The 22,067-nt window shown below is 65.2% G+C and carries 21 protein-coding genes and 1 tRNA gene; 13 read left to right on the top strand and 9 right to left on the bottom strand.

Going from position 1 to position 22,067, the window contains the following annotated elements; all coding sequences use genetic code 11:
- Nucleotides 1-2: 2 nt before the first annotated feature.
- The 4 genes from A6F68_RS08425 to A6F68_RS08410 all read right to left on the bottom strand — a co-directional run bounded on the left by A6F68_RS08425 (nt 3) and on the right by A6F68_RS08410 (nt 5,616).
- Nucleotides 3-1,052, bottom strand: a complete 1,050-nt coding sequence (locus tag A6F68_RS08425; RefSeq protein WP_067678561.1) for a LacI family DNA-binding transcriptional regulator — start codon at nt 1,050-1,052, stop codon at nt 3-5.
- A gap of 162 nt (nt 1,053-1,214) precedes the next feature.
- Entirely contained in the window at nt 1,215-2,498 is a 1,284-nt protein-coding gene (locus tag A6F68_RS08420) for an alginate lyase family protein (RefSeq protein ID WP_067678558.1), read from the bottom strand.
- Nucleotides 2,499-2,504: 6 nt separating this feature from the next.
- On the bottom strand, nt 2,505-5,381 hold the full coding sequence (locus tag A6F68_RS08415) for a TonB-dependent receptor (RefSeq protein ID WP_084001765.1): 2,877 nt from the start codon (nt 5,379-5,381) through the stop codon (nt 2,505-2,507).
- A 144-nt stretch (nt 5,382-5,525) separates the two neighbouring features.
- A tRNA-Ser gene (locus A6F68_RS08410) sits at nt 5,526-5,616 on the bottom strand.
- A gap of 76 nt (nt 5,617-5,692) precedes the next feature.
- Between A6F68_RS08410 and A6F68_RS08405 the strand changes: the two genes are divergently transcribed.
- The 3 genes from A6F68_RS08405 to A6F68_RS08395 are packed head-to-tail and all read left to right on the top strand — an operon-like array spanning nt 5,693 to nt 7,382.
- Entirely contained in the window at nt 5,693-6,094 is a 402-nt protein-coding gene (locus A6F68_RS08405; protein WP_067678553.1) for a metallopeptidase family protein, read from the top strand.
- A 39-nt stretch (nt 6,095-6,133) separates the two neighbouring features.
- Nucleotides 6,134-7,078: a peptidylprolyl isomerase gene (locus A6F68_RS08400; RefSeq protein ID WP_067678552.1), complete on the top strand. Its 945-nt coding sequence runs from the start codon at nt 6,134-6,136 to the stop codon at nt 7,076-7,078.
- Nucleotides 7,071-7,382 carry a DUF1905 domain-containing protein gene (locus A6F68_RS08395; RefSeq protein ID WP_067678550.1) on the top strand — a complete coding sequence of 104 codons (312 nt, stop codon included), beginning with the start codon at nt 7,071-7,073 and terminating at the stop codon, nt 7,380-7,382. Before A6F68_RS08400 ends, A6F68_RS08395 begins: the two co-directional genes overlap by 8 nt.
- Here A6F68_RS08395 and A6F68_RS08390 read toward each other — a convergent pair.
- From A6F68_RS08390 to A6F68_RS08380, 3 genes are read right to left on the bottom strand one after another with little or no spacing between them, the layout of a single operon-like run.
- A complete protein-coding gene (locus A6F68_RS08390; RefSeq protein ID WP_067678547.1) occupies nt 7,379-7,831 on the bottom strand; it encodes a tRNA (cytidine(34)-2'-O)-methyltransferase in 453 nt (150 codons plus the stop codon). The genes A6F68_RS08395 and A6F68_RS08390 overlap by 4 nt on opposite strands.
- A gap of 7 nt (nt 7,832-7,838) precedes the next feature.
- Complete coding sequence (locus tag A6F68_RS08385; RefSeq protein WP_232308099.1) at nt 7,839-8,210, bottom strand: VOC family protein; 372 nt, start codon at nt 8,208-8,210, stop codon at nt 7,839-7,841.
- Nucleotides 8,207-10,297, bottom strand: coding sequence for a RelA/SpoT family protein (locus A6F68_RS08380; RefSeq protein ID WP_067678544.1), 2,091 nt, complete (start codon nt 10,295-10,297; stop codon nt 8,207-8,209). Before A6F68_RS08380 ends, A6F68_RS08385 begins: the two co-directional genes overlap by 4 nt.
- A 131-nt stretch (nt 10,298-10,428) precedes the next feature.
- On the opposite strand from A6F68_RS08380, the gene A6F68_RS08375 reads away from it, so the two are divergent.
- From A6F68_RS08375 to A6F68_RS08360, 5 genes are all read left to right on the top strand, one after another.
- Nucleotides 10,429-11,865, top strand: a complete 1,437-nt coding sequence (locus A6F68_RS08375) for a cytochrome ubiquinol oxidase subunit I (protein WP_067678541.1) — start codon at nt 10,429-10,431, stop codon at nt 11,863-11,865.
- Nucleotides 11,862-12,863: a cytochrome d ubiquinol oxidase subunit II gene (cydB, locus tag A6F68_RS08370; protein ID WP_067678538.1), complete on the top strand. Its 1,002-nt coding sequence runs from the start codon at nt 11,862-11,864 to the stop codon at nt 12,861-12,863. Before A6F68_RS08375 ends, cydB begins: the two co-directional genes overlap by 4 nt.
- Nucleotides 12,860-12,970: a DUF2474 family protein gene (locus A6F68_RS14715; protein WP_084001764.1), complete on the top strand. Its 111-nt coding sequence runs from the start codon at nt 12,860-12,862 to the stop codon at nt 12,968-12,970. The genes cydB and A6F68_RS14715 overlap by 4 nt, the downstream gene beginning before the upstream one ends.
- 107 nt (nt 12,971-13,077) lie before the next feature.
- On the top strand, nt 13,078-13,914 hold the full coding sequence (locus A6F68_RS08365; protein WP_067682324.1) for a glycoside hydrolase family 16 protein: 837 nt from the start codon (nt 13,078-13,080) through the stop codon (nt 13,912-13,914).
- Between the two features lie 61 nt (nt 13,915-13,975).
- Nucleotides 13,976-15,187 (top strand): cytochrome P450, encoded by a 1,212-nt coding sequence (locus A6F68_RS08360; RefSeq protein WP_067678535.1) that lies wholly within the window; start codon nt 13,976-13,978, stop codon nt 15,185-15,187.
- Here A6F68_RS08360 and hemF read toward each other — a convergent pair.
- Complete coding sequence (gene hemF, locus A6F68_RS08355) at nt 15,184-16,041, bottom strand: oxygen-dependent coproporphyrinogen oxidase (protein WP_067678532.1); 858 nt, start codon at nt 16,039-16,041, stop codon at nt 15,184-15,186. The two genes, A6F68_RS08360 and hemF, sit on opposite strands and share 4 nt — an antisense overlap.
- Before the next feature lie 47 nt (nt 16,042-16,088).
- On the opposite strand from hemF, the gene pdeM reads away from it, so the two are divergent.
- The 4 genes from pdeM to infC all read left to right on the top strand — a co-directional run bounded on the left by pdeM (nt 16,089) and on the right by infC (nt 19,746).
- Nucleotides 16,089-16,781 carry a ligase-associated DNA damage response endonuclease PdeM gene (pdeM, locus tag A6F68_RS08350; RefSeq protein WP_067678529.1) on the top strand — a complete coding sequence of 231 codons (693 nt, stop codon included), beginning with the start codon at nt 16,089-16,091 and terminating at the stop codon, nt 16,779-16,781.
- A 103-nt stretch (nt 16,782-16,884) separates the two neighbouring features.
- Nucleotides 16,885-17,310: a hypothetical protein gene (locus A6F68_RS08345; RefSeq protein WP_067678527.1), complete on the top strand. Its 426-nt coding sequence runs from the start codon at nt 16,885-16,887 to the stop codon at nt 17,308-17,310.
- On the top strand, nt 17,307-19,103 hold the full coding sequence (locus tag A6F68_RS08340) for an FAD-dependent oxidoreductase (RefSeq protein WP_067678522.1): 1,797 nt from the start codon (nt 17,307-17,309) through the stop codon (nt 19,101-19,103). Before A6F68_RS08345 ends, A6F68_RS08340 begins: the two co-directional genes overlap by 4 nt.
- Before the next feature lie 121 nt (nt 19,104-19,224).
- On the top strand, nt 19,225-19,746 hold the full coding sequence (gene infC, locus A6F68_RS08335; protein ID WP_067678519.1) for a translation initiation factor IF-3: 522 nt from the start codon (nt 19,225-19,227) through the stop codon (nt 19,744-19,746).
- A 47-nt stretch (nt 19,747-19,793) separates the two neighbouring features.
- Here infC and A6F68_RS08330 read toward each other — a convergent pair whose 3' ends face one another.
- A complete protein-coding gene (locus tag A6F68_RS08330; RefSeq protein ID WP_084001762.1) occupies nt 19,794-20,447 on the bottom strand; it encodes a hypothetical protein in 654 nt (217 codons plus the stop codon).
- A gap of 101 nt (nt 20,448-20,548) precedes the next feature.
- On the opposite strand from A6F68_RS08330, the gene A6F68_RS08325 reads away from it, so the two are divergent.
- On the top strand, nt 20,549-21,964 hold the full coding sequence (locus tag A6F68_RS08325; RefSeq protein WP_067678516.1) for an SLC13 family permease: 1,416 nt from the start codon (nt 20,549-20,551) through the stop codon (nt 21,962-21,964).
- The last annotated feature ends 103 nt before the right edge of the window (nt 21,965-22,067 follow it).

Genomic DNA, 22,067 nt, shown 5'->3' with positions numbered 1-22,067 from the left:
CGCTAGTCGGGGCGCGGCGCTATCGATCCCCTGTCGATGAAGGTCGAGGGCAGCCTGGTCGGCAGTTCCTTTTCGTCATCGTCGATATCGGGAAGGTAACGCTCCACCAGCTTACGGGCGGCAACGCGCCCCATTTCGACAATCGGCCAGCGCACCGTGCTGAGCGGCGGCCACAGGTGCGAAGCGGTCGGGGAATCGTCGAAGCCCACGATCGAAAGGTCGTCGGGAACATCGATTCCGCGGGCCTTTGCGGCATGCATGACACCCGCCGCCATCTCGTCGTTGCTAGCAAATATGGCCGTTGGACGAGGCGTTGCCAGGAGCAACTGGTTGCCAGCGGCGATGCCTGAATCGAAGCGGTAGTTGCCCTGCGCGAACAGCACGTCGTCGATGGCAACCCCTGCCCCGTTCATCGCGTCGCGGAACCCTTCCTCACGCTCGAGTGCGGAACGAAAGCCGGCCGGGCCGCGAACGAAACCGAAGCGGCGATGTCCTGCGGCGATCAACGCCTTGCAAGCCTCGCGCACCACCTCGCGGTCGTTCGATGCGACGCAATGGGCTTCATCGTCCAGAGGCGCGGAACCGACGCGCACGTATTCGACGCCGCACGCCCGGCACACCTCGGCCAGATCGTCGCGCTCCGAAATCGGCGGCAGCAGCAGGACACCGAGCGGCCGGTGTTTTTCGAGGAAGGCACGGACATCCTCCAGCATACCGTCCGACGTGCGATCGACGGGGCGGACAACAAGCGCGAGGTCGCTGTCCCCGATCGTCTGCAAGACCCCCTTCTGGAAGTTCTGCACCGTCTGGGCGTTGGGATTGTCATGCAGAAGCACGATCAGGAAATTGCGGCGAAGTGCCAGTGCGCGTGCCTGCGGGTTCGGCACGAAGCCGAGTTCGACGATCGCGGCTTCGACCTTCTTCCGCGTGGGCTCGGTGAGCAGGGGCGACTTGTTGATGACCCGGCTGACGGTCTTCTTCGAAACTCCGGCGAGCGCCGCGACATCGTTGATGGTAGGCGCCTCGCCCTTGGCGCCCGTGCTTCCCCTCACATGCCATCCTTTCTTCCGTTTCGCGGCTCAATACCGGTCCTTTTTCGAGAAAGACACACCCCGTCGCAGAAGAATATACGATGCGCGGGTCGCAGGAAGGTTGGCCGGCCGAACGAATGCGAGGCCGCAGGGAGATGGATTAACCGAAACTCTGGACGCGCTTCAGGGTCGATGGGGGCCCAGATAGTACGCCGCCGGGGATTTTCCGGCAGACTCCTCATAGCGCATCGCTGCGGCCTCGTAGCGCCGATCGGCAAGATACCAAGCGGCGGTTCGGAACGTCTCAACCGCCAGCTCGGCCTCTTCGCGCATCGCCTTGGCATCTCCGAAGGCGATGTCCGGGTAGCCCCAGTCCTTTTCCGGATCGACCACCGCAGCAGTCCGGTCGAGCGCGGTACGCAGCCCCGCGCCGGCCCCATTGCGATAGCCTGCCACATCGACGCCGATGCAAGCGCCGATCTGCGCCATTCGTGCGGCGGCATGGAGAGTCCAGAGCGTGTAGTGCCACGACCGCGTCCGCGAGAGCTCTTCCGGCAGTGTGCCATCGGCGGCAAATTGCGGCTCGATGCGCGCCGGTCCGAAGCGCTCTGCAATCGTTTTCGCCACCGGTTCGAGACGGGCATAGAGGGCGAACTGACCTATCAGCATGTCATAATACACGCCGTGGTTGTTGGTCTTCGCACGCTCCGCGCGGCCGATCGGGCTGGTTGCCATCCATTGGACCAGATCGCCGAACCAGGCTTCCACGGCCTCTCCGTCGCCATCGGAAAGCGCACCCGAGGGGCCCAGCAAACCGATCGCTTCGACGACTTGCACGAAGCGGAATGCATCCATGACCCCTTCGGCCCGCCCCAGCGATCGACCGGGGACGGCTTGCGCATGGTCGAAATTGGGGTTCATCCGGGTTGCGGGATCGACGAACCACACGCGCACCAGAGCGGCAGCGTGTTCGGCGTAGCGGCGATCGCCGGTATGATGCCACGCGAGAGCAAGCAGCGACACATCGTTGCTGAAATTCTGCAGACGGTCGAGGTCGAACTGAGGGCCGCTGCGCTCGGGATTGATCCGTCCGTCGCGCCGCGAATAGGGCAGCCCACCGGGCTTACCGGCCGTCGGCCACCAGTAGGGTCCGATCGACTGGTAGTCATGCCGGTCACCGCTCGCAGCCAGCTTGGTCTTGTGGGTGACCGAATAGGGGCCCCGCCCCAGCGCGGCGTCTGCATCGTTCTTCAGTCGGGCGAGCACCGCCGGGTCCGACGCGGCGGTCGCCTTGGCCGATGCAAGCATGCCCGGCGTCCACAGAAACGTACGGGCACCTCCCGCCGCAGCCTCGTATCCGTTCGATCCGTCACACACCTGCGCCGCCGCAGGGGCGGCGCAGGCGGTAATCGAAAGGGCCGCCAGCACTCGTAAAGCGATGTTCAGCAGCGATAGACCGGCAGGCATGTCAGCTCAGAAACGGAGCTTCACGCCGGCGTAATACCGGCGGCCGGACGAACTGACCTCGCTGACGGAATCGAGCGTCGGGCGGGACAGGATGTAGTCCTCGTTGGTGAGATTGAGGGCTTGGAAGCGCAGCTCGACGTTCTTGGTGAGGTCGATGCTCGCACTCGCGTCGAGCGACTTCTGCTCGGACGAATAGCGGTTCGCGGCCAGTTGGAACGGCTTGAAGTAAGGCGAGCGGTATTTGTAGATCAGACGCAGCGCGAGCGGCCCCTTCTCGTAATACCCCTCTGCGCTCAGCGTGTGCTTCGATAGGCCCACGAAAGTTGCCGGGGCGACAAAGTTGGCAAGCGGGTTGACCCCGTCGACGATGCTGGGATCGGGATACTCGAAGTCCGTGTCCGCGTAGCTGTAGCCGAGGATCACGCCAAAGCCGCCCAGCAGACCCGGGAGGTAGGAGAAGCTGTGGTTGAGCGTTGCCTCGAACCCCCACAACTTCGACGTATCGTCGCTGTTCGTCTGCTGCGCCACGGGATAGAGGATCGTCTGGCCGTTGATCGTGAACGGCTCGATGATCGCGCCGCCGGTGGCCGGCACGATCCCCGCCCGAAGCCGCTTGTAAAAGCCTGCGAGGGTGATCGCGTTGTCGGCCGAAGGATACCATTCGAACGACACGTCGGCGTTCCAGCTTTCCAGCGGTTCGAGCCGCGGGTTGCCGCCCGAGATGCCCGAAATCGCGTCCAGGATCGTCGTTGGATTGCCTGCGCTGTCGGTGCTTATGAAGCGACCCGCACCCATGTCCTCGATATTGGGGCGCGAGATCGCCTTGTAGATCGCGCCGCGGACGAGGAAGTCGTCGGACAGGTCGAGCCGCGCATTGACGCTCGGCAAGACGCTCCAGAAGTTGTTCTTGCCTGTCACGTTTTCGAATGCGCCGGCGACCGGAGCCAGCGTAACGACACCGGCCGTGTTGGTCGTGGCGTTGAACGACCCGCGGAATCCCTTCGACGTCACCTGCGTGTTGACTACGCGCACGCCGATATTGCCGCCGAAGGTCCCCGACGGATTGCCGAAATCGGCCATGGCATAGGCCGCCATGATCTGTTCGCGCACGTTGAGGTCGCTGATGCTCCGCGGATCGGCCAGCGGACCGGCATCGGGTGTGCCGGCCAGCGCCTCGTAAAGGCACAGCGGGTCGAACGAGGCGAAGCTGCTGACGTTGATCGGCGTTCCGCCAAAGTAATTCTTCTCGCGGAACGGTATGGCGCAGGCCGCATTGCCCGCGGCGGTCACCGTGGCGGAAACGGGATCGATATCGTTGTCGTTGTCGAGGTCGGTCAACCGAAGATGGTTCGAATAGCGCAATCCGCCCTTGATCGCGGTAATGAAGCTGTCGGCGACGAACGCCGTTCCGTCGAGCCTCGCTGCGAAGATCTTGTCGGTCCGGTACTCGGCCTGGCGTTGGGCTCGCCCGTTTCCTAGGTAGATCGACGCGTCGTCCAAGTCGAACGCGCTTCCGTTGGCCAAGGGGAAGATCGACAGCACCGGGTATCCCGACGACTTGTCGAGGATGTAGGGGACCCGGCCCGATGTGTAATTGACGTTGCTCGTGGTTCCGTTCGGATTCGTGACCGCAAACATGCGGGTTCCGGTCGAGCGCAGGCGGGTCGAGCGGTCGACCTGGTCACGCTGGGTTTCGGAATACGACAGGTCCAGGCCGATCTTGGCCGCATCGTCGGTCCATTCGGCGGAAAAGCCGCCTCCGTAGTAGTCTTCGTCGCGCTCGCGGTTGCGTGGCTGCGCTTCGAGGTAACTATTGCCCTGGAATGCCAGCAGCGTTCCGTCGGCGAGCAGGCCGCCGGACAGCGGAATGATCCCGCGGCGCCCCTCGGCCAGCGAGAAGTCGACGCGGTTCTCGGTCCAGCTGCGGCGCGAGAATTGCCCGTCGATGTTGATGTCCAGTTCCGGTCGGGGCTTGAACTGGATCGTGCCCATCACCGCGTCACGGGTCAGGTCGTTGTTCATTTGCCGATAGAGAAAGGCATTGGGCACGAAATACACCGGGTTGGCGCTGGCGGCGCTGTAACTGCAGTTGCCGCTGGTGTTGGTGCCGATCGAATTGCACGGACGGACGCTGGAACTTTCCGTGTAAAAGTCCTCTGCCGCGGATTCGTCGGCGCGGGCGTAGCCGATCGAAATGCCGAGTTCGCCATCGCCGACCTGAAACTGGTCGATGACACTCGCCGAAATGCGATAGCCGAGACCGTTGCGACCTTCGATCCGGGCATCGTGGGGCTCGTAGACTCCGCGCGCGTCGATCGTCACGCGCGCCTTGCCGTAATCGAGCGGACGCAGGGTGCGAAGGTCGATCACACCGGAGGTCCCGCCCTCCACCAGCGAAGCGTTCTGCGACTTGTAGACGAGCACGCCGTTGACGAGTTCGGACGGGAACTGCTGGAACGAAACCGCGCGGTCGCCGCTGCCGCTGGTGACTTCGCGGCCATTGAGCGTGGAAAAGCCCAGGAAAGGCCCAAGTCCGCGGATCGAGATCTCGGACGCGCTGCCCTTGAAGCGATCGGCGGTCACGCCGACGATGCGTTCGAGCGTCTCGCCGACCGACTGGTCGGGCGTGGCGCCGATTTCCTCGCTGACGAGCGCATCGACGATGAGGTCCGCGTTACGCTTGGTCTGGAGCGAATTGCGCTGCGTGGCGCGCACACCGCTGACCACGATGCCGTCGTCGCTCGACTCTGTTGCCGGACCCGCCTGACCGGTCCCGACGTCTTGCGCGACGGCGGGCATCGCGAGCGCAAGCGAGGCCACTCCTCCAAGGAAGCCCTGTCGAAGAACGGCAGAAACCGGCGACCGGTGACGCGTGGCAATCATGAAACTCTCCCTCTGTCCGACGATCTTGTGTCGCTCGATGGACTACCGGTGTCATTTGCTGACACCGGTGTCAACCAGATAAGCGCGATTCCGCAGGAAGCGATTGGAGATTTAGGCTCTATGCATGGATGGCGAGGGGGTGGCTGGCGGAGCGGGAGGGATTCGAACCCTCGATACGCTTGTGACGTATACTCACTTTCCAGGCGAGCGCCTTCGACCACTCGGCCACCGCTCCGCATGCACTGGAAGCGCGCCCCTAGCCATCTGCGGGGATGGTGACAAGCGCCCGGAAGCTGCCCATATCGCCACCCATGAACCGCACTTTCGGCCCACCACCCTCCCCCGCCGAGTTCGAGGCGATTGCCCGGACGGCATTTGCCCGCCTGCCCGCGGAGTTCGCCGCGCATCTCGGCGACCTGGTGATGAGTGTCGAGGAATTCGCCGACGAGGAAACCCTCGCCGCGATGGGGATCGAGGACCCGTTCGAGCTCACCGGCCTGTTCGAAGGCATCGGCTTGACCGAGCAATCCATCGCGGACAGCGGCCAGATGCCAAACCGGGTGCGCCTGTTTCGGCAACCGATCCTCGACGAGTGGATCGCCGACGGGCACGATCTCGAACACCTCATCGCGCACGTGGTGGTCCACGAGATCGGCCATCACTTCGGCCTCAGCGACGAGGACATGCACGCGCTGGAAGACGCCGCGGACTGACGCTTGCCTTGGCGCGTGGGCGTGGCACAACCCTCTCCCATGACAGCGAAACTCCTCCTTGCCGCCGCGCTGCTCGCCGCGCCCGCCCTCGCCCAGGAAGCGGAGAAGCCCGCGGCGCCCTCCCCGAACGAAATCGTCGCCGCTGCGCCCGCGAGCGAGTGGGTTGCGATCGCGCCGGACGACCTGCTGGTGATGGATCTCGCCCCCGACCGTGATGGCAAGGCCCGCCGCGTGGTCATCCAGTTCATGCCGCCGCCCTTCAGCCACCCGTGGGTCGCCAACATCCGCACACTGGCAAAGGCGCACTGGTGGGACGGCCTCGCGATTGGGCGTGCCCAAGACAACTACGTCGTCCAGTGGGGCGATCCGGACGCTGAGGATGCGGCGAAGGCGAAGACGCTTCCGAAGGGTCTGCAAGTGACGAGCGAGAATCGCTACGTCGCGAAGATTGAGGAAGATGTGCTGAGATATTCAAAGTTTCGCGATAGCTATGCGCAGTTTTCAATCATGCGAGATGGGTGGCCGGTGGCGGTCGAATGGCCAAGCAGCCACTCGATGGCTTACGATGCCTGGCCCGTCCACTGCTACGGCAGCGTCGGCGTCGGTCGGAACATGCCGCCCGATGCGGGAACCGGCGCCGAGCTCTACACCGTGATCGGCCATGCACCTCGGCATCTCGACCGGAACATCGCCGTCGTCGGCCGGGTGATCGAAGGGATCGAGCACCTGTCCACCCTGCCGCGCGGCACAGGACCGCTGGGGTTCTACGAAACGCCGGAAGAGCGCGTGCCGATCGCCGCGATCCGGCTCGGCAGCGAGGTCGCGGACTTACCCGCCTTCCAGTACCTCTCGACCGACGGCGAAGCCTTCGCCCGCTATGCCGACGCGCGTGCGAACCGGCGCGATCCGTTCTTCATCGTGCCCGCAGGCGGTGCGGACGTGTGCAACATCCCGGTGCCGGTGCGGCGCGCGCCCATTGAGTGATCTGACGCACACCACGACGCTGGAGTGCTGGCGCGGTGAGCGTGGGACTTACCACCTCGTCACGATCACCGGCGAGGCTGCAGAGGCGATCACCCAAGCCGAGCGGCTGCAACGGCTCGAGTTCGGCGCCCGGCGCGGCTTCGGGTCGGTGAAGGTCATGGCATTGGTCGGCGAAACGCGCTGGAAGACCTCGGTGTTTCCCTCCAAGTCGGGCGACTGGTGGCTGCTCATCGGCAAGAAAGTGTTGCATGCGGAGGATCTCGCCGAGGGCGATCCGCTGACTGTCGAACTGGAGCTGCTCTAGCCCGGGAGCCCGCCCGTCTGGCGCAGTGCCTCGCCCATCGCCAGCGCGACCGAAGAGGCGAGGTTCATCGAACGGACCTCGGGGCGCATCGGAAATCGAACCTGCGCCCCGCTGGCATCGCGCACGTGGTCCGGCACCCCGGTGCTCTCCTTGCCGAACAGCAGCACATCGTCGGGCCGGAACGCAAAGTCATAGGGCGAGTGCTGGGCCTTGGTGGTGAACAGCACCAGCCGCCCCTCCCCCAGCGTATCGCAAAACGCCTCCCACCCGGCGTGGCGCACCACCTCGACATGGTCGATGTAGTCCATTGCAGTGCGGCGCACCCGCCTGTCGTCCCACACAAAACCCATCGGCTCGATCAGGTCGACTGGCACGCCGAGACACGCGCCGAGCCGCAACACCGCACCAACGTTGCCCGCGATCTCGGGCTCGAACAATGCGACGCGCATGCGGCTGTCAAAGCTTCTGCATCAGTTCGATGCGGTTGCCGAAGGGATCGCAGATGTCGCCGCGGCGGTACCCGTCGAGAGGCGATCCGTCGGTAAAAGCGACATCGTACGCCTCCAGTCGGTCGCGCATCGCAGCGAGATCTTCAACCAGCAGCGCGGGATGCGCCTTGGCCGCCGGGCGGAAATTCGCGTCCACTCCGAGATGGACGCTGACGCCGCCCCCTTCGAACCAGCAGCCGCCACGAGTTGCGAGGTCGGCAGGTTTGGGCACTTCGGCGAGCCCGAGGACGCCGGCATAGAATGCGCGCGCCGCGTCCTCGCCGCCCGCCGGCATGGCGAGCTGGACGTGGTCGAACCCGACGATCGGGCAATCGCTCACAGCCGCTCCGCCTGCGCCACCGCGTCGCTGGCACGCAGCGCGCTGAGTATGCGGGTCAGATGCGCAAGGTCGTCGACATCCAATTCCACGTCGTAGGTCGTGAACGGATGGTCCTTCTGCGTCTGGTCGAGGGCAACGACGTTCGCGTGATTCTGGGCGAACAGTCCCGCCATCTCGGCAAGCGTCCCCGGCCGGTCGTAAAGGGTCACCCGAAGCCGACCCACGGCGCCGTGGCTGCGCTTGCCCCAGTTGAGGTCGATCCAGTCGGCGTCGATCCCGCTGGCCAGCTCGAGGCAATCGATCGTGTGAACCTCTACCGGAGCGTCGGTCTTGCGCAGGCCGACGATGCGGTCCCCGGGCACCGGGTGGCAGCATTCGGCAAGGTGGAACCCCACGCCGGGCGTGAGCCCGCGGATCGAGATAGCCTTGTCCTGCCGCGGCTCTTCGTCGGCTTCGTCGAGGTCGGCAGTGCTGCCGGGGACGAGCGCTTCCATGACCGCCCGGTCGCCAAGCTTGTTGGCGCCGATTGCGTACATGAGGTCGTCCTCGTCCTCGAGTTCCAGCCTTTTCACCGCCTCGCGCACCGCCTTCTTGCCGATCTTCGCCGGAAGCCGCGCGGCGATCTCGTCGAATAGCTTGCGGCCGAGGGTGGCGACTTCCTCGCGTTCCTTGAGCCGCACCGAGCGGCGGATCGAGGCGCGCGCCTTTCCGGTGCTCACGAAGCCGAGCCAGCTCATCTGCGGCTCGGCGTTCTTGCCCTTGATGATCTCGACCACGTCGCCGTTGTTCAGAACCGTGCGCAGCGGCATATGCCGACCGTTGATCTTGGCACCGACGGTCTGCGCGCCAAGGTCGGTATGGACCGCGAAGGCGAAGTCGACCGGGGTCGCGCCCTTGGGAAGCTGGAACAGGGCGCCCTTGGGCGTGAACGCGAAAATCCGGTCCTGGTAGATTGCGAGACGGGTGTGCTCGAGGAGTTCCTCGGCGTCGTGGCTTGCGTCGACGATCTCGATCAGGTCGCGCAGCCAGCCCACCTGTCCGTCGGGCCGGTCGCCCTGCTTGTAGGCCCAGTGCGCAGCAAGGCCGAATTCGTTGGTGCGGTGCATCTGCTTGGTGCGGATCTGCACCTCCACCCGCATCGAATTCTCGTAGATCAGCGAGGTGTGCAGGCTGCGGTACCCGTTCGTCTTGGGCGTCGAGATGTAATCCTTGAACTTGCCGGGAATGAACTGCCAGGTCGTGTGCAGCACGCCGAGCGCGCGGTAGCAGTCGGCATCGGTGTCGGCGATGACCCGAAACGCCATGATGTCGGTCACCTGCTCGAAGCTGACGTGCCGTTCGGCCATCTTGCGCCAGATCGAGTAAGGGTGCTTCTCGCGCCCCGAGACCTCGACCTTCAGGCCCGCCTCGGCAAGCGCCTGCTTGATCGCCAGCGCGATCGCATCGACCTGCCCGCCATCGGCGCTGCGGATCTGCGCGAGGCGGCCAGTGATGGTGCCATAGGCCTCCGGCTCGAGCTGTTCGAACGCGAGCATCTGCATCTCGCGCATGTATTCGTACATGCCCACCCGCTCCGCCAGCGGGGCATAGATTTCCATCGTCTCGCGCGCGATGCGCTTGCGCTTGTCCGGGCTCTTGATGAAATGGAGCGTCCGCATGTTGTGCAGCCGGTCGCCCAGCTTCACGAGAAGCACGCGGATGTCCTCGCTCATGGCGAGCAGGAACTTGCGCAGGTTCTCCGCCGCCCGCTCGTTCTCGGGCATCGCCTCGATCTTGGAGAGCTTGGTCACCCCGTCGACCAGCCGGGCTACGTCGCTGCCGAACAGGTCCTCGACCTCGTCGATCGTCGCCAGCGTATCCTCCACGGTATCGTGGAGCAGCGCGGTGATGATCGTTTCCTGGTCGAGCTTGAGGTCGGTCATCAGGCCCGCGACCTCGACCGGATGGCTGAAATAGGGATCGCCCGATGCGCGCTTCTGGGTGCCGTGCTTCTGCACGGTGTAGACGTACGCGCGGTTGAGCAACGCCTCATCGGCGTCCGGATCGTACTCCTTGACCCTTTCCACGAGTTCGTATTGGCGCAGCATCGCGAGCACGATGTGCGGATTGCACGCTGAACGGCAAGTCTTTTCGCACTCGCAGCGTTGCATTGCACGCAACTCGGCTTGCCAAATGACCGATTGAGCGCCGAAGCCGGTCAGGCCATACCGCAGTGCCGATGCCGGACCTCGACGCCCTGCTCCTCGCGCGGATCCAGTTCGCCTTCACGGTGAGCTTCCACTTCATTTTTCCCGCGTTCTCGATCGGCCTCGCCAGCTACCTGATGGTGCTCGAAGGTTTGTGGCTGAAGACGGGCGAGCAGCGTTACCTCGACCTGTTCCGCTTCTGGCTGAAGATCTTCGCGGTCGCCTTCGCGATGGGCGTGGTGAGCGGGATCGTCATGTCCTATCAGTTCGGGACCAACTGGGCCGTATTTTCCGACAAGGCCGGGCCGGTGATTGGCCCGCTGATGGCCTATGAGGTGTTGACCGCCTTCTTCCTCGAGGCCGGTTTCCTCGGCGTGATGCTGTTCGGGATGAAGAAGGTCGGCAAGGGGCTGCACTTCGCGGCCACGTGCATGGTCGCAGTCGGCACCTTCATCAGCGCGTTCTGGATCCTCTCGGTCAACTCGTGGATGCAAACGCCGGCGGGCTTCGTGATGGGCGCGAACGGCCAGTTCCTACCCGGCGAGAGCTGGTGGGACATTGTGTTCAATCCCAGCTTTCCGTACCGGCTGCTGCACACCGTCACCGCGGCCTACCTGACCACCGCCTTCGTCGTGGGCGGTGTGGGCGCGTGGCACCTGCTGAAGGACCGCACCCAGCGACACGCGCGGACGATGTTCTCGATGGCCATGTGGATGGCGGCGGTCGTAGCGCCCGTGCAGATCGTGCTGGGAGACCTGCACGGCCTTAACACGCTCGAACACCAGCCGGCCAAAGTCATGGCGATGGAAGGCCATTTCGAGAGTCACCCGGATGGCGCCCCCCTGATTCTGTTCGGCATCCCCGACAGCGAGGCCGGTGAAGTAAAGTACTCAATCGAGATTCCAAAGGCTTCCAGCCTGATATTAAAGCATGACCTCAATGCGCCCCTGGCCGGGCTCGATACCGTCCCGCCCGAGGATCGGCCCCCTGTCGGCATCGTTTTCTGGTCTTTCCGCGTGATGGTCGGGATCGGCATGCTCATGCTAGCAATCGGCCTGTGGAGCCTTTTCGCGCGCTGGCGCGGGCGGCTCTACGAGTGGCGCTGGCTGCACCGGGCGGCACTCGTCATGGCGCCGTCGGGCTTCGTCGCGGTCATCGCCGGCTGGATCACCACCGAAGTCGGTCGCCAGCCTTGGACGGTCTACGGCCTGCTTCGCACAAGCGACAGCGCAAGCCCGCTCGACGCGCCGGCCGTGGCGAGTTCCCTTGCCGCCTTCGTCGTCGTCTACTTCGCCGTTTTCGGCGCAGGCGTCTGGTACATCCTGAAGCTCATGGCCGACGGGGTGCAGACGGGCGAGAGCGGTCCCGCGACCGGGGTCGCCGGGCCGATCCGTGCCGCCGGTATCACCCCCGCGTCCCAGGCGGCCAGCGACGGCGAGCCGCGCGAGCAGGGGGAGGTCGAGCGATGACCCTCGACCTGCCGCTGATATGGGCGTTCCTGATCGCCTTTTCGGTGTTCATGTATGTCGTGATGGACGGCTTCGACCTCGGCATCGGGGTGCTTTTCCCGACCTTCGCGGTGGGTCAGGAGCGCGACGCTGCGATGAATTCGATCGCGCCGGTGTGGGACGGCAACGAGACCTGGCTGGTACTCGGCGGCGGCGGCCTGTTTGCGGCCTTCCCCCTCGCCTACGCGATAGTCCTCCCGGCGACCTACCCGCTGATCATCGCCATGCTTCTCGGGCTCGTGTTCCGCGGTGTCGCATTCGAGTTCCGCTGGCGGGACCCCGGTCACCGGGCTTTCTGGGATATTGCCTTTGCCGGCGGATCGCTGGTTGCGGCGCTAGCGCAGGGCATGATCCTGGGTGCGCTGCTGCAGGGGATCGCGGTCGAGGGACGGTCCTATGCCGGGTCGTGGTGGGACTGGCTGACCCCTTACACGCTGCTCACCGGCGTCGGCACAGTGGCGGGCTACGCTCTGCTCGGCAGCACCTGGCTGGTCTGGAAACTGGAAGGTGCGGCGCAGGACCACGCGCGCAGGCTCGCCGTGCGCGCGGCGTGGCTGACGATCGCGCTGATGGCGGCCGTCAGCCTCTACAACGTCGTGCTGCGCCCGGAATATGCCGAACGCTGGCTGGCCATGCCCGATCTGCTTTACGCCGCACCGATTCCGCTCGTGAGCGGCGCGCTTGCCCTGCTCCTGCTGCGCGGACTGGCGCAGGGCCGTGAAGCGGCCCCCTTCGCATGCTCGCTCGGCCTGTTCCTCACGGGAATGGCCGGTCTTGGCGTGACCATCTTTCCGAATATCGTCCCGCCCGACGTGACGATCTGGGACGCTGCCGCGCCTGCGCGGAGCCAGCAGTTCATGCTGGTGGGCGTGGCCATCACGATGCCGCTCATCCTCGCCTACACCGCGTGGGCATACTGGGTCTTTCGCGGCAAGGTCGATGCGGACGGTTACCATTGACCGAGCCTTCATTCGGCAGGCGCCTCGCATGGATGGTCGCGATCTGGGCGCTGAGCGTCGGAGCGCTGGGCCTGGTCGCGATGGCGATCCGCGCGTGGATCACCTGATTTCCTGACTCTCCGCAGCTACGCGGCATCACCGATCGCCAGCCTTGGCATGCGGACCGCGAGCCGCTATGAGAACGTTCACAAGAATGTTCGGAGAGAGGACTTTCATGCGGATTTTGGCATCGCTTGCCGCCTTGGGCCTTGCCGGCTGCGCCACCTTACCAGCGGCGTCAGCCGCCCCCGCCGAGGGACGCGCGCTCATCTTTTCCGACGAGTTCGACGGGACGACGCTCGACCGGTCGAAGTGGGTGACGATCGGACCCGATTTCTGGGTGAACAACGAGCAGCAGGCCTATGTCGACCGGCCCGACGTGATCGAGGTCAGAAACGGTGCCCTCGTGCTCACGCCCCGGTTCGCGCCCGGCGTCGACACCAACACCAAGCGTAACGCAGATTTCATCGCCGGTCGCGTCGAGACCGACGGCAAGTTCAACATGCGTTACGGCCGGATCGAGGCGCGCATCCGCATGCCCGACGCGGTCGGCGTCTGGCCGGCTTTCTGGATGGTCGGCAACGGCCCCTGGCCCACGACCGGCGAAATCGACGTCATGGAATATGTCGGCGAGAAGGACTGGATCGGCAGCGCTGTGCACGGGCCCGGCTATTCGGGCGACGCGGGGCTTTCCAACCGGTTCTACTTCCCGCCGGGCGAGGATGTCACGGGCTGGCACGTTTACGCCGCCGAATGGAAGCCGGACTCGATCGAGTTCTACGTCGACGGCCGCCTGCACAACCGCATCACCCGGCCGATGGGCGAAATGTACGGCAAGTGGGTGTTCGACAATCCCGAACGGATCGTGATCAACTTCGCGCTCGGCGGCGGATACCCGCTCAAGATCAATGGCGTGAAGAGCCCGTACCAGGGCCTGCCGCAGGCCACCGTCGACCGGATCAAGCGCGGCGAACTGGCGATGGAAGTCGATTGGGTGCGGGTGTGGCGCTAGGCGGCCATACCCGTTAGGGTCCCCTGTGCGCCTACTGGGGCGCCTGAAGGGGAGAGCCACCATGGCCCAGACTACCCCGTTGCCGACCGGCATCCGGTTGACTTCGCTCGACGCCGAGTATCGCGAGAACCCCGCTGGGATTTACGACCGCCTGCGATCCGAGGACCCGGTCCATTTCGACGAGCAGTTCCAGCGCTATTTCGTCACCCGTGCCGCCGACATCCAGGAAGTCCTCAAAGATCGCTCGATGGGGCGGGATCCCGACAAGGCACGGCCCGACAGCTATGTGAAGTTCTTCATCGACGAGGCCAGCTTCGAGAAGTCGATGCTGTTCCTGGACGATCCCGACCATGCTCGCCTGCGATCGCTCGTCACGCAAGCCTTCGGGTTCCGCGCCATTTCCGAACTCCGGCCGCATATCGCCGAAGTCGCCAACAGACTCCTCGACCAGCTTGAGGGCCAAGACGAGTTCGACGTCATTTCCGAGTTCAGCTCGCCCCTGCCGATCATCATTATCGCCGAAATGCTGGGGGTCGATCCTGCCGACAAGGACGACTTCATCCGCTGGTCCCAGGCGACCGACGTCGCCTTCAGCCCGATGCGAACCGAGGACCAGAACCGCCAGCTGATAACCGCGCGCGACAGCATGTCCGAGTACTTCTACGCCGCCATCGCGGAGCGCCGGCGCGAGCCGCGCGACGATCTCCTTTCCGCGCTCATCGAAGCAGCCGACGGCCAGCATCGCCTCAGCGACCAGGAGATCGTCGTGTCGGCGCGGCTGCTGCTCGTGGCGGGCAACGTCACGACGACCGACCTCATCGGCAATGCGGTGCGGCTGCTCCTCGAAGACGACGAGCAACGCAGGCGACTGGAAGCGGAACCGGAATTGATCGACAACGCGGTGGAGGAAGTGCTGCGCCTCGACCCGCCAGTGACGGCGGTCGCGCGCATTACGTCGCAGCCGGTCACGGTCGCCGATACCGCGGTACCTGCCGGGGAGAACCTGTTTCTCGCCACTCATTCGGCGGCACTCGACCCCGACCTCAATCCCAATCCGGGCCGGTTCGACATCGCCCGCGACAAGCCGAAGCATATCGCCTTCGGAGGTGGCGCGCATTTCTGCCTGGGCGCCCAGCTTGCACGCGCCGAAGCGCAGATCGCCATCCCGCTATTGCTCGCGCGCTTCCCCGGATTGCGCCTGGTCGAAGCACCGGAGCGCAAGATCGCGCCCGGCTTCAACGGGTACAAGTCGCTGAAAGTCGCTGTGCGCTAGCTCCACACCGCTTCGGGCGGCAGGCTCATCAGGATCGCGTCGATATTGCCCCCGGTCTTGAGGCCGAACAGCGTGCCGCGGTCATAGACCAGGTTGAACTCGGCATAACGGCCGCGCCATTCGAGCTGGCGGAGCTTGTCTTCCGGAGTGAACTCCGATGCCATCCGCCGCCGCACCAGCTTCGGGAACACGTCGAGGAAAGCCTTTCCGACGTCCTGCGTGAATGCGAAGTTGCGCTCCCAGGCGGCTTCGTCGGCGCACTCGAGGTGGTCGTAGAATATCCCCCCCACGCCCCGATGAACGCCTCTGTGGGGGATGAAGAAGTACTCATCTGCCCATTTCTTGAACCGGTCGTAATAAGTCGGGTTGTGTCCGGCGCAGGCGGCGCGGAATGCGGCGTGGAATTCAGCGGTATCCTCTTCGTAGGGGATCGGCGGATTGAGGTCGGCACCGCCGCCGAACCAGGCCTTGCCGGTCGTCAGGAAGCGCGTGTTCATGTGCACCGCGGGCACGTGCGGATTGGCCATGTGCGCTACCAGGCTGATGCCTGTCGCGGTGAACCCGGGATTGTCCTCGTCCGCGCCGTGGATCGTGGCCGCGAACCCGGGCGCGAAGGCACCGTGCACCGTGGACACGTTGACGCCGACCTTCTCGAACACCTTGCCCTTCATCACCCCGCGCACCCCGCCACCGGGGTTTTCATTGCCGTCTTCTTCGCGATTCCACGGCGTGTATTCGAAGGCGGCATCGGAGCCGGCCTCGCGCTCGATGGCCTCGAATGCGGCGCAGATCTGGTCGCGCAGGCTTTCGAACCAGTCCTTCGCGCGGGCGGTTTGGGGGGTCCAGTCGGTCATGGTGCACTCCCCTTGCCAAGCCGAATCCGCTGGGGCAAGAGCGGGCCATGGTTCCCTTTTCGTTCGCAGGCGAGGAATTCGCCCTGACCCAGGGCCGTGCGCTTTACTGGCCGCGCGAACGCGCCCTGCTGGTGGCAGACCTGCACCTTGAAAAGGCAAGCTTCTTCGCACGGCACGGCCAGATGCTCCCGCCCTACGACAGCCGCGAGACGCTCGAGCGACTGGCACTGGCGATCCGGGAGACGGGTGCGCGGCGGGTCTATACGCTGGGCGACAATTTCCACGACTCGGCGGGCACCGAGCGGCTCGAACCGCACGCTGCCGGGATGCTCGCAGCGCTGACCCGCGCGACCGACTGGGTATGGATCACCGGCAATCACGACCACGCGATGGAAGCCTCGATTGGAGGAACGCTTGCCGATGAGCTCGACATCGCCGGCCTGCTCCTGCGCCACCGTGCAAAACCCGGCGAGACGCGCCCGGAACTGTCGGGTCACTACCACCCTCGCCTTCACCTGACCGTACGCCATCGACGCATCCGTCGCCCCTGCGCGGTGATCAGCCGGGATCGCGAGGGATCGGGCCGCATGATTCTTCCCGCCTATGGCGCGCTGACCGGGGGAATGGACGCGGCCGATCCGGCGATCCTCAAAGCACTGCAACCCGCCCGCGCGATCGACGCCGTCGTTTCGGCGGGCGATCGGCTGGCCACCTTCCCGCTCTGGCGCGCGGCGGCATAAGGGCATGATCCGCTTGCAAAAACGATCGAGCTGACCCAATCCCTCCGGACCGACCGCCGAATGCCGGCTCGGGGCATCATAAAACGAAGACCGGGGGGACGTCGTGTTCAAGAACTGGCGCGATTGGTTGACGCGGTTCGTGCCCGCCGAGGTGGCCGGCATTGCCGGGAGCTACGCGGGCTACTTGCTGGTGGCCGACCTCGGCGTCTCGCCGATCCTTGCAGCCTATGGCGCGGCATTCGGCGAGAATTGCGGCTACTATACCGTCGTCTTCCTGCGTGACTGGTTTGCGCTTCCGCAGGAGAAGCGCCAGCTCGTTCCGGTGCTAAAAGCCATGGTCCACGACTTCGGAATCGCCGAAGTCCTCGACTCCTTCATCGTTCGTCCTGGCTTCACTGTCGCGGCGGTTGCGCTGTTCGGACAGGGATGGGGCGTCGGCATCGCAAAGTTCGCGGCCGACGCGGTCTTTTACTTGCTCGCCATTTTCTTCTGGGAAAAGCGGCGCGCCCGGGAAAATGCCGAAGGATGACGCATGCATCGGTCCTTGTGATCGGCGCTGGGCTTTCCGGGCTGGCGGCGGCCCGCGCCCTCACCGACCGCGGCCAGGATGTCACGATCCTCGAAGCACGCGATCGGGTGGGCGGCCGGACGCACGTGGTCGACGGGTTCGATGTCGGGGCGGGCTGGATTCACGGCACCGAAGGCAACCCGATCACCAACCTCGTGCGGCGACTGGGTTTCACGCCCTATTTCACCGGAGGCGATTCGAGCTGCACCGGGGGTTGGGACGGACTGGCAATCGCCGGTTGCGGGCGGCAAGAGAAGGATCGCCTCCTGTTTGCCGGAGACCGGGCACTCGATCGCACGTTCGCGGCCGTGCACGGCGCCGAAGGCGACCCATCCCTTGCCGAGGCGCTCGAAAGCGCGATCGCCGAACTGTCGCTCGCAGAGCCCGACGCCGAAGCGGCGCGCTGGCACATGCGCATGCTGTCGCGCGACGATCTTGCCGAAGACCCGGATCGGGTGTCGGCGCGTTTCTGGGACGAGGGGTACGAACTCTACGGTTACGGCGATTCCACCCTGCTGGAAGGAATCGGATCGATCGCTCCGCGCCTGGCCGAAGGTCTGCAGGTCGAATTCGGAAAAACGGTCGATCGCGTGTCGGTCGGACCCGATGCAGTCGCCGTCCGATGCACCGATGGCACGGTCTACGAAGCGGAGCAGGTCATCGTGACCTTGCCCCTCGGCGTTCTGAAAGCCGGCACGGTGACGTTCGCCCCCCCTCTTCCGGCCGAACGACAGGAGGCGATCGACCGTCTTGGCGTCGGATGCCTTGCAAAGATCGCCTTGCGCTATCCCGCGGTCGCCTGGCCCCGGCAGCAGTACGTTTTCGCACTTCCCCCCAACAGGGGACGCGGTGCTGCCATGGCGATCAATCGCGCCAGCATCGACGGGACGCCCGAAGTGATCCTCCTCGCCGGGGGCGATCTAGGCCGGGCTCTCGAAGAGATGCCCGAAGCCGAAGCGGAGGCTTGGGCCCACGCGGAGTTCAGCGAGATGATCGGCTCTGCGCTGCCGCGACCGGTGAGCATGAAGCGTTCGCAGTGGTCGCGCGATCCTCTGGCAATGGGCTGCTACGCCTACATCGCCTGCGGCAGCCATCCGCGCGATATCGAGCATCTGGCCCAGCCGCTCGGCAGCCGGCTGTTTTTCTCGGGCGAGGCGACGAGCCGCGAGCACTGGGGCACCATTCACGGCGCTTATCTGTCCGGCTTGCGTGCCGCGGCGGAAATCACCGGGGACTGGACCATCGTGCCGCCCGCCCATTTCACCGAGAATCGCCGCTGGCGCGCGCAGATGCTTCGCGCCAATCGCTTCTTCGCGCTCGGCCGCGCGGCCCTTTCACCCGATGAAAGCGCCCGCCGGCTTGCACTGCTTCAAGGGTGCGCGATCTTTGCCGAGGTGGATCGGCCCGATCTCGCGGTCCTTGCGGGCATGCTCGAACCGCGCAGGCTGGTAGCTGGCGAACGGCTTTGCGAAGAAGGGGAAGCGGGCCAGCACGCGTGGATCGTCGACAAGGGTAACCTTGCGGTAGAGCAGCGCGGACGGATCGTCGCCACGCTCGGTCATGGTTCGCTGATCGGCGAGTACGGACTGTTCAGTGAACAGCGACGCACCGCAGCGCTCGTGGCGACAAAGGACACCGAGCTATTCGAACTTGAGTATGATCGGCTGGAGCGGTTCCTGCATGCCTATCCGCAGGCCGCCATGGCGTTGCTGCGGACGGTAATCGGGCGAAGCCTGGCTTCTGTGTCCGAATAGGCACAGGCACCGGGGCCCAATCGCAGACCCCCTTCCTTCTCGGCGTGTTTCTCCCTAAGTAGCCGCGCTAACAGAACGGCAATTTCCAGGAGAACGCCCCATAGCCCGTCCCCCCCGGCGCATGCTTCAGCCGCCCGTCAAGAGCGGCCCGCGCTTTGATAACATGATCCAATCCGACAAGGTTCGCGTCATCGACGAGAACGGTGAGAACCTCGGTGTGATGTACACCCGCGAGGCGATCGAGCAGGCCGCCGACGTCGGCCTTAACCTCGTCGAGATTTCGCCCAACGCCGACCCGCCGGTCGCCAAGTTCCTCGATGTCGGCAAGTACCGCTACGAGGCCCAGAAAAAGGCGAACGCCGCGCGCAAGACGCAGAAGACGCAGGATATCAAAGAGATCAAGATGCGTCCGAACATCGACGATCACGATTACGATGTGAAGATGCGCAGCGTGATGAAGTTCATCGGCGAAGGCGACAAGGTCAAGATGACGCTCCGTTTCCGGGGACGCGAAATGGCGCACCAGGAACTCGGCATGGACCTGCTTCGCCGGGTGCAGGAAGACGTGGCCGAAGTCGCCAAGGTCGAGGCCTATCCGCGCCTCGAGGGGCGCCAGATGCTCATGGTGCTCGCGCCCAAGTGACAACGCCAACCCCGGTGGCCACGCCGCCGGGGTCGCTTCGTATCGCGTCAGTCGATCCGGAAATCGAGGATCGTGAAGCGCGTCGGCGCAGTGGCATAGACCCCGTGGCCGAGGCCCGAGCTGGAACCGAAGACGAACCCCACCGACCCCGCGTTGGCGAGCGCTTCGCGGAAGGCAGCCGGGTTCTTCAACGCCTTGTGCGCCACGACCGCGTTCCAGTCCTCGTCCAGACCGATCGACACGGTGTGCGTGCCCGGCGAGAGATTGGCGATGCGGTTGTCCGGCGAGTACCAGCGGTAGGTCGAATAACGTCCCTTGGCGGTCCAGTTGTCGCCGCGCTGCTGGATGAACAGCGACAGCCAGCCCGGCCCGCCATTCTCCTGGCCGTAGAAACGCGTTCCCGGCGCTGCATCGATGCGATAGCGCAAGGTAATTCGGCTTGCGCCTTCGAGAGAGCCCACCGGGACGGTCACGGCGTGGACATGCCCTTGCGCACGGGTCGGCCCGGGCATGGCGAAGCTTGCACCGTCGCGCGTCGCGTCGAGCGTCCGCTGAACGCCCACGGAGTAGTTCCTCCCGCGAATGGTGGGGCCGACTTGCCACGCCTCGGCAGGCGGTGCCTGCGCGATGGCAACATCCGCCGCAAGGGTGGCAACAACTGCTCCGGCGACAAGCGCCATCGTTGAAAGGATCGTCTTCATATGATTGTGACTACCGCTAACACGCTTGCAAGCCTCTGAACCGGGCGGTTGCCTGCGCTTAAGGTTGCGCTAGTCTCTCACCCAGGGAGGGACGAAACCGCATGACCGCACGCCGCATCGGCCTTGTCGCCGGGCTCGTCCTGTTCCTCCTGACGGTCGTCCTGCCCCCGCCGGACGGGATGTCGCGAGAAGCATGGACCGCGGCGGGACTGGTCATGTGGATGGCCGCCTGGTGGATGACCGAGGCGATCCCGCTCTACGCGACCGCGCTGCTGCCGTTCATCGTCCTGCCGCTTGGCGGAGTGGCCGATGCCAACAAGACCGCGGCGGCATACTATTCGCCCATCATCTTCATCTTCATCGGCGGCGCCTTCCTGGCTCTGGCAATCGAGCGGACGGGCCTCCACCGACGGCTCGCCCTGTGGATCATGGGCATGACGGGCGCGAAATCGTGGCAGCTCCTGCTGGGAGTCATGGCCGCCACGGCGATCCTGTCGATGATGATCTCCAACACCTCGTCCGCTCTCATCATGATGCCGATGGCGGTGGCGATGCTCGCCGCGGGCGGTGTGGAGCCGGGAGAGACCGACGGGTTTGCGGGTGCGCTGCCCATGGGTATTGCTTTCGCTGCCTCGATCGGCGGTCTCGGCACGCTGATCGGCACGCCCACCAACGTCATCGGGGTCGGCCTCATCGAGCAGGCGCTCGGGGTGAAGATCAGCTTCCTCCAGTGGAGCCTCTACGCGCTTCCGCTAGTAGCGCTGGCGATCCCGCTTGCAGCCTTCCTTATCGCGAAGGTCCAGCGCATCGGCAGCTCGCCGTTCGACCCTGTCGCTGCGAGAGCATCGATCGCCGATGGCGGGGGTGCATGGTCGGTGCCTGAGAAGCGCCTGATGGTCGTTGTCGTGCTGGCAATGCTCGCGTGGGTCACGCAGCCGTGGACCGAGCCCCTGCTGCCCAAGGGCGGCCTGACCGACGGCACGATTGCCGCGGCCGCCGGCTTGGCGATGTTCCTGCTCCCCGACGGGACCGGCCGTCCGATGCTCACCTGGCCCGAAGCCAACCGCGCGCCCTGGGACGTCGTGCTGATGTTCGGCGGGGGCCTCGCGATGGCAATGGGGATGACCGCGAGCGGACTGGCGGAATGGCTCGGCCAGGCGCTGCTCCCGCTCGCCAGCCTGCCGCCGTTCCTGTTGGTCCTCGTGGTCGTGGCGTTCATCATCGTGATTACCGAATTCGCGAGCAACATCGCCACCGCGAGCGGGATCATGCCGGTCGTCGCCGCCCTCGCCCCCTCGATGCACGCCGACCCGATCCTCATCGCGCTGCCGGCGGCGATAGCGGCCACCTGGGGCTTCATGCTGCCAGCCGGGACGGGGCCCAACGCGCTCGCCTGGGCCACCGGACACCTGTCGCTCAAGCGGATGATCGCGGCGGGGTTCTGGCTCGACGTGGCGGGAGCCATTCTCATCGCCTCGGTCATCTGGGCAATGCACGGACTACTTGGTTACGGTTGAAATCGGTTTGCGCGCGCGCTAACCGGCGCTCCGTCCGGCGAGCCGGCGGAGATGCGACCTGCGGAGGTTAGGTCGCGAGCGCCCCGGCCCCTCTCGTCGCCCC

The sequence above is a fragment of the Tsuneonella dongtanensis genome, from assembly GCF_001698205.1.
GTDB lineage: Bacteria > Pseudomonadota > Alphaproteobacteria > Sphingomonadales > Sphingomonadaceae > Tsuneonella > Tsuneonella dongtanensis.
This window is presented reverse-complemented; position numbering and strand designations above follow the sequence as displayed.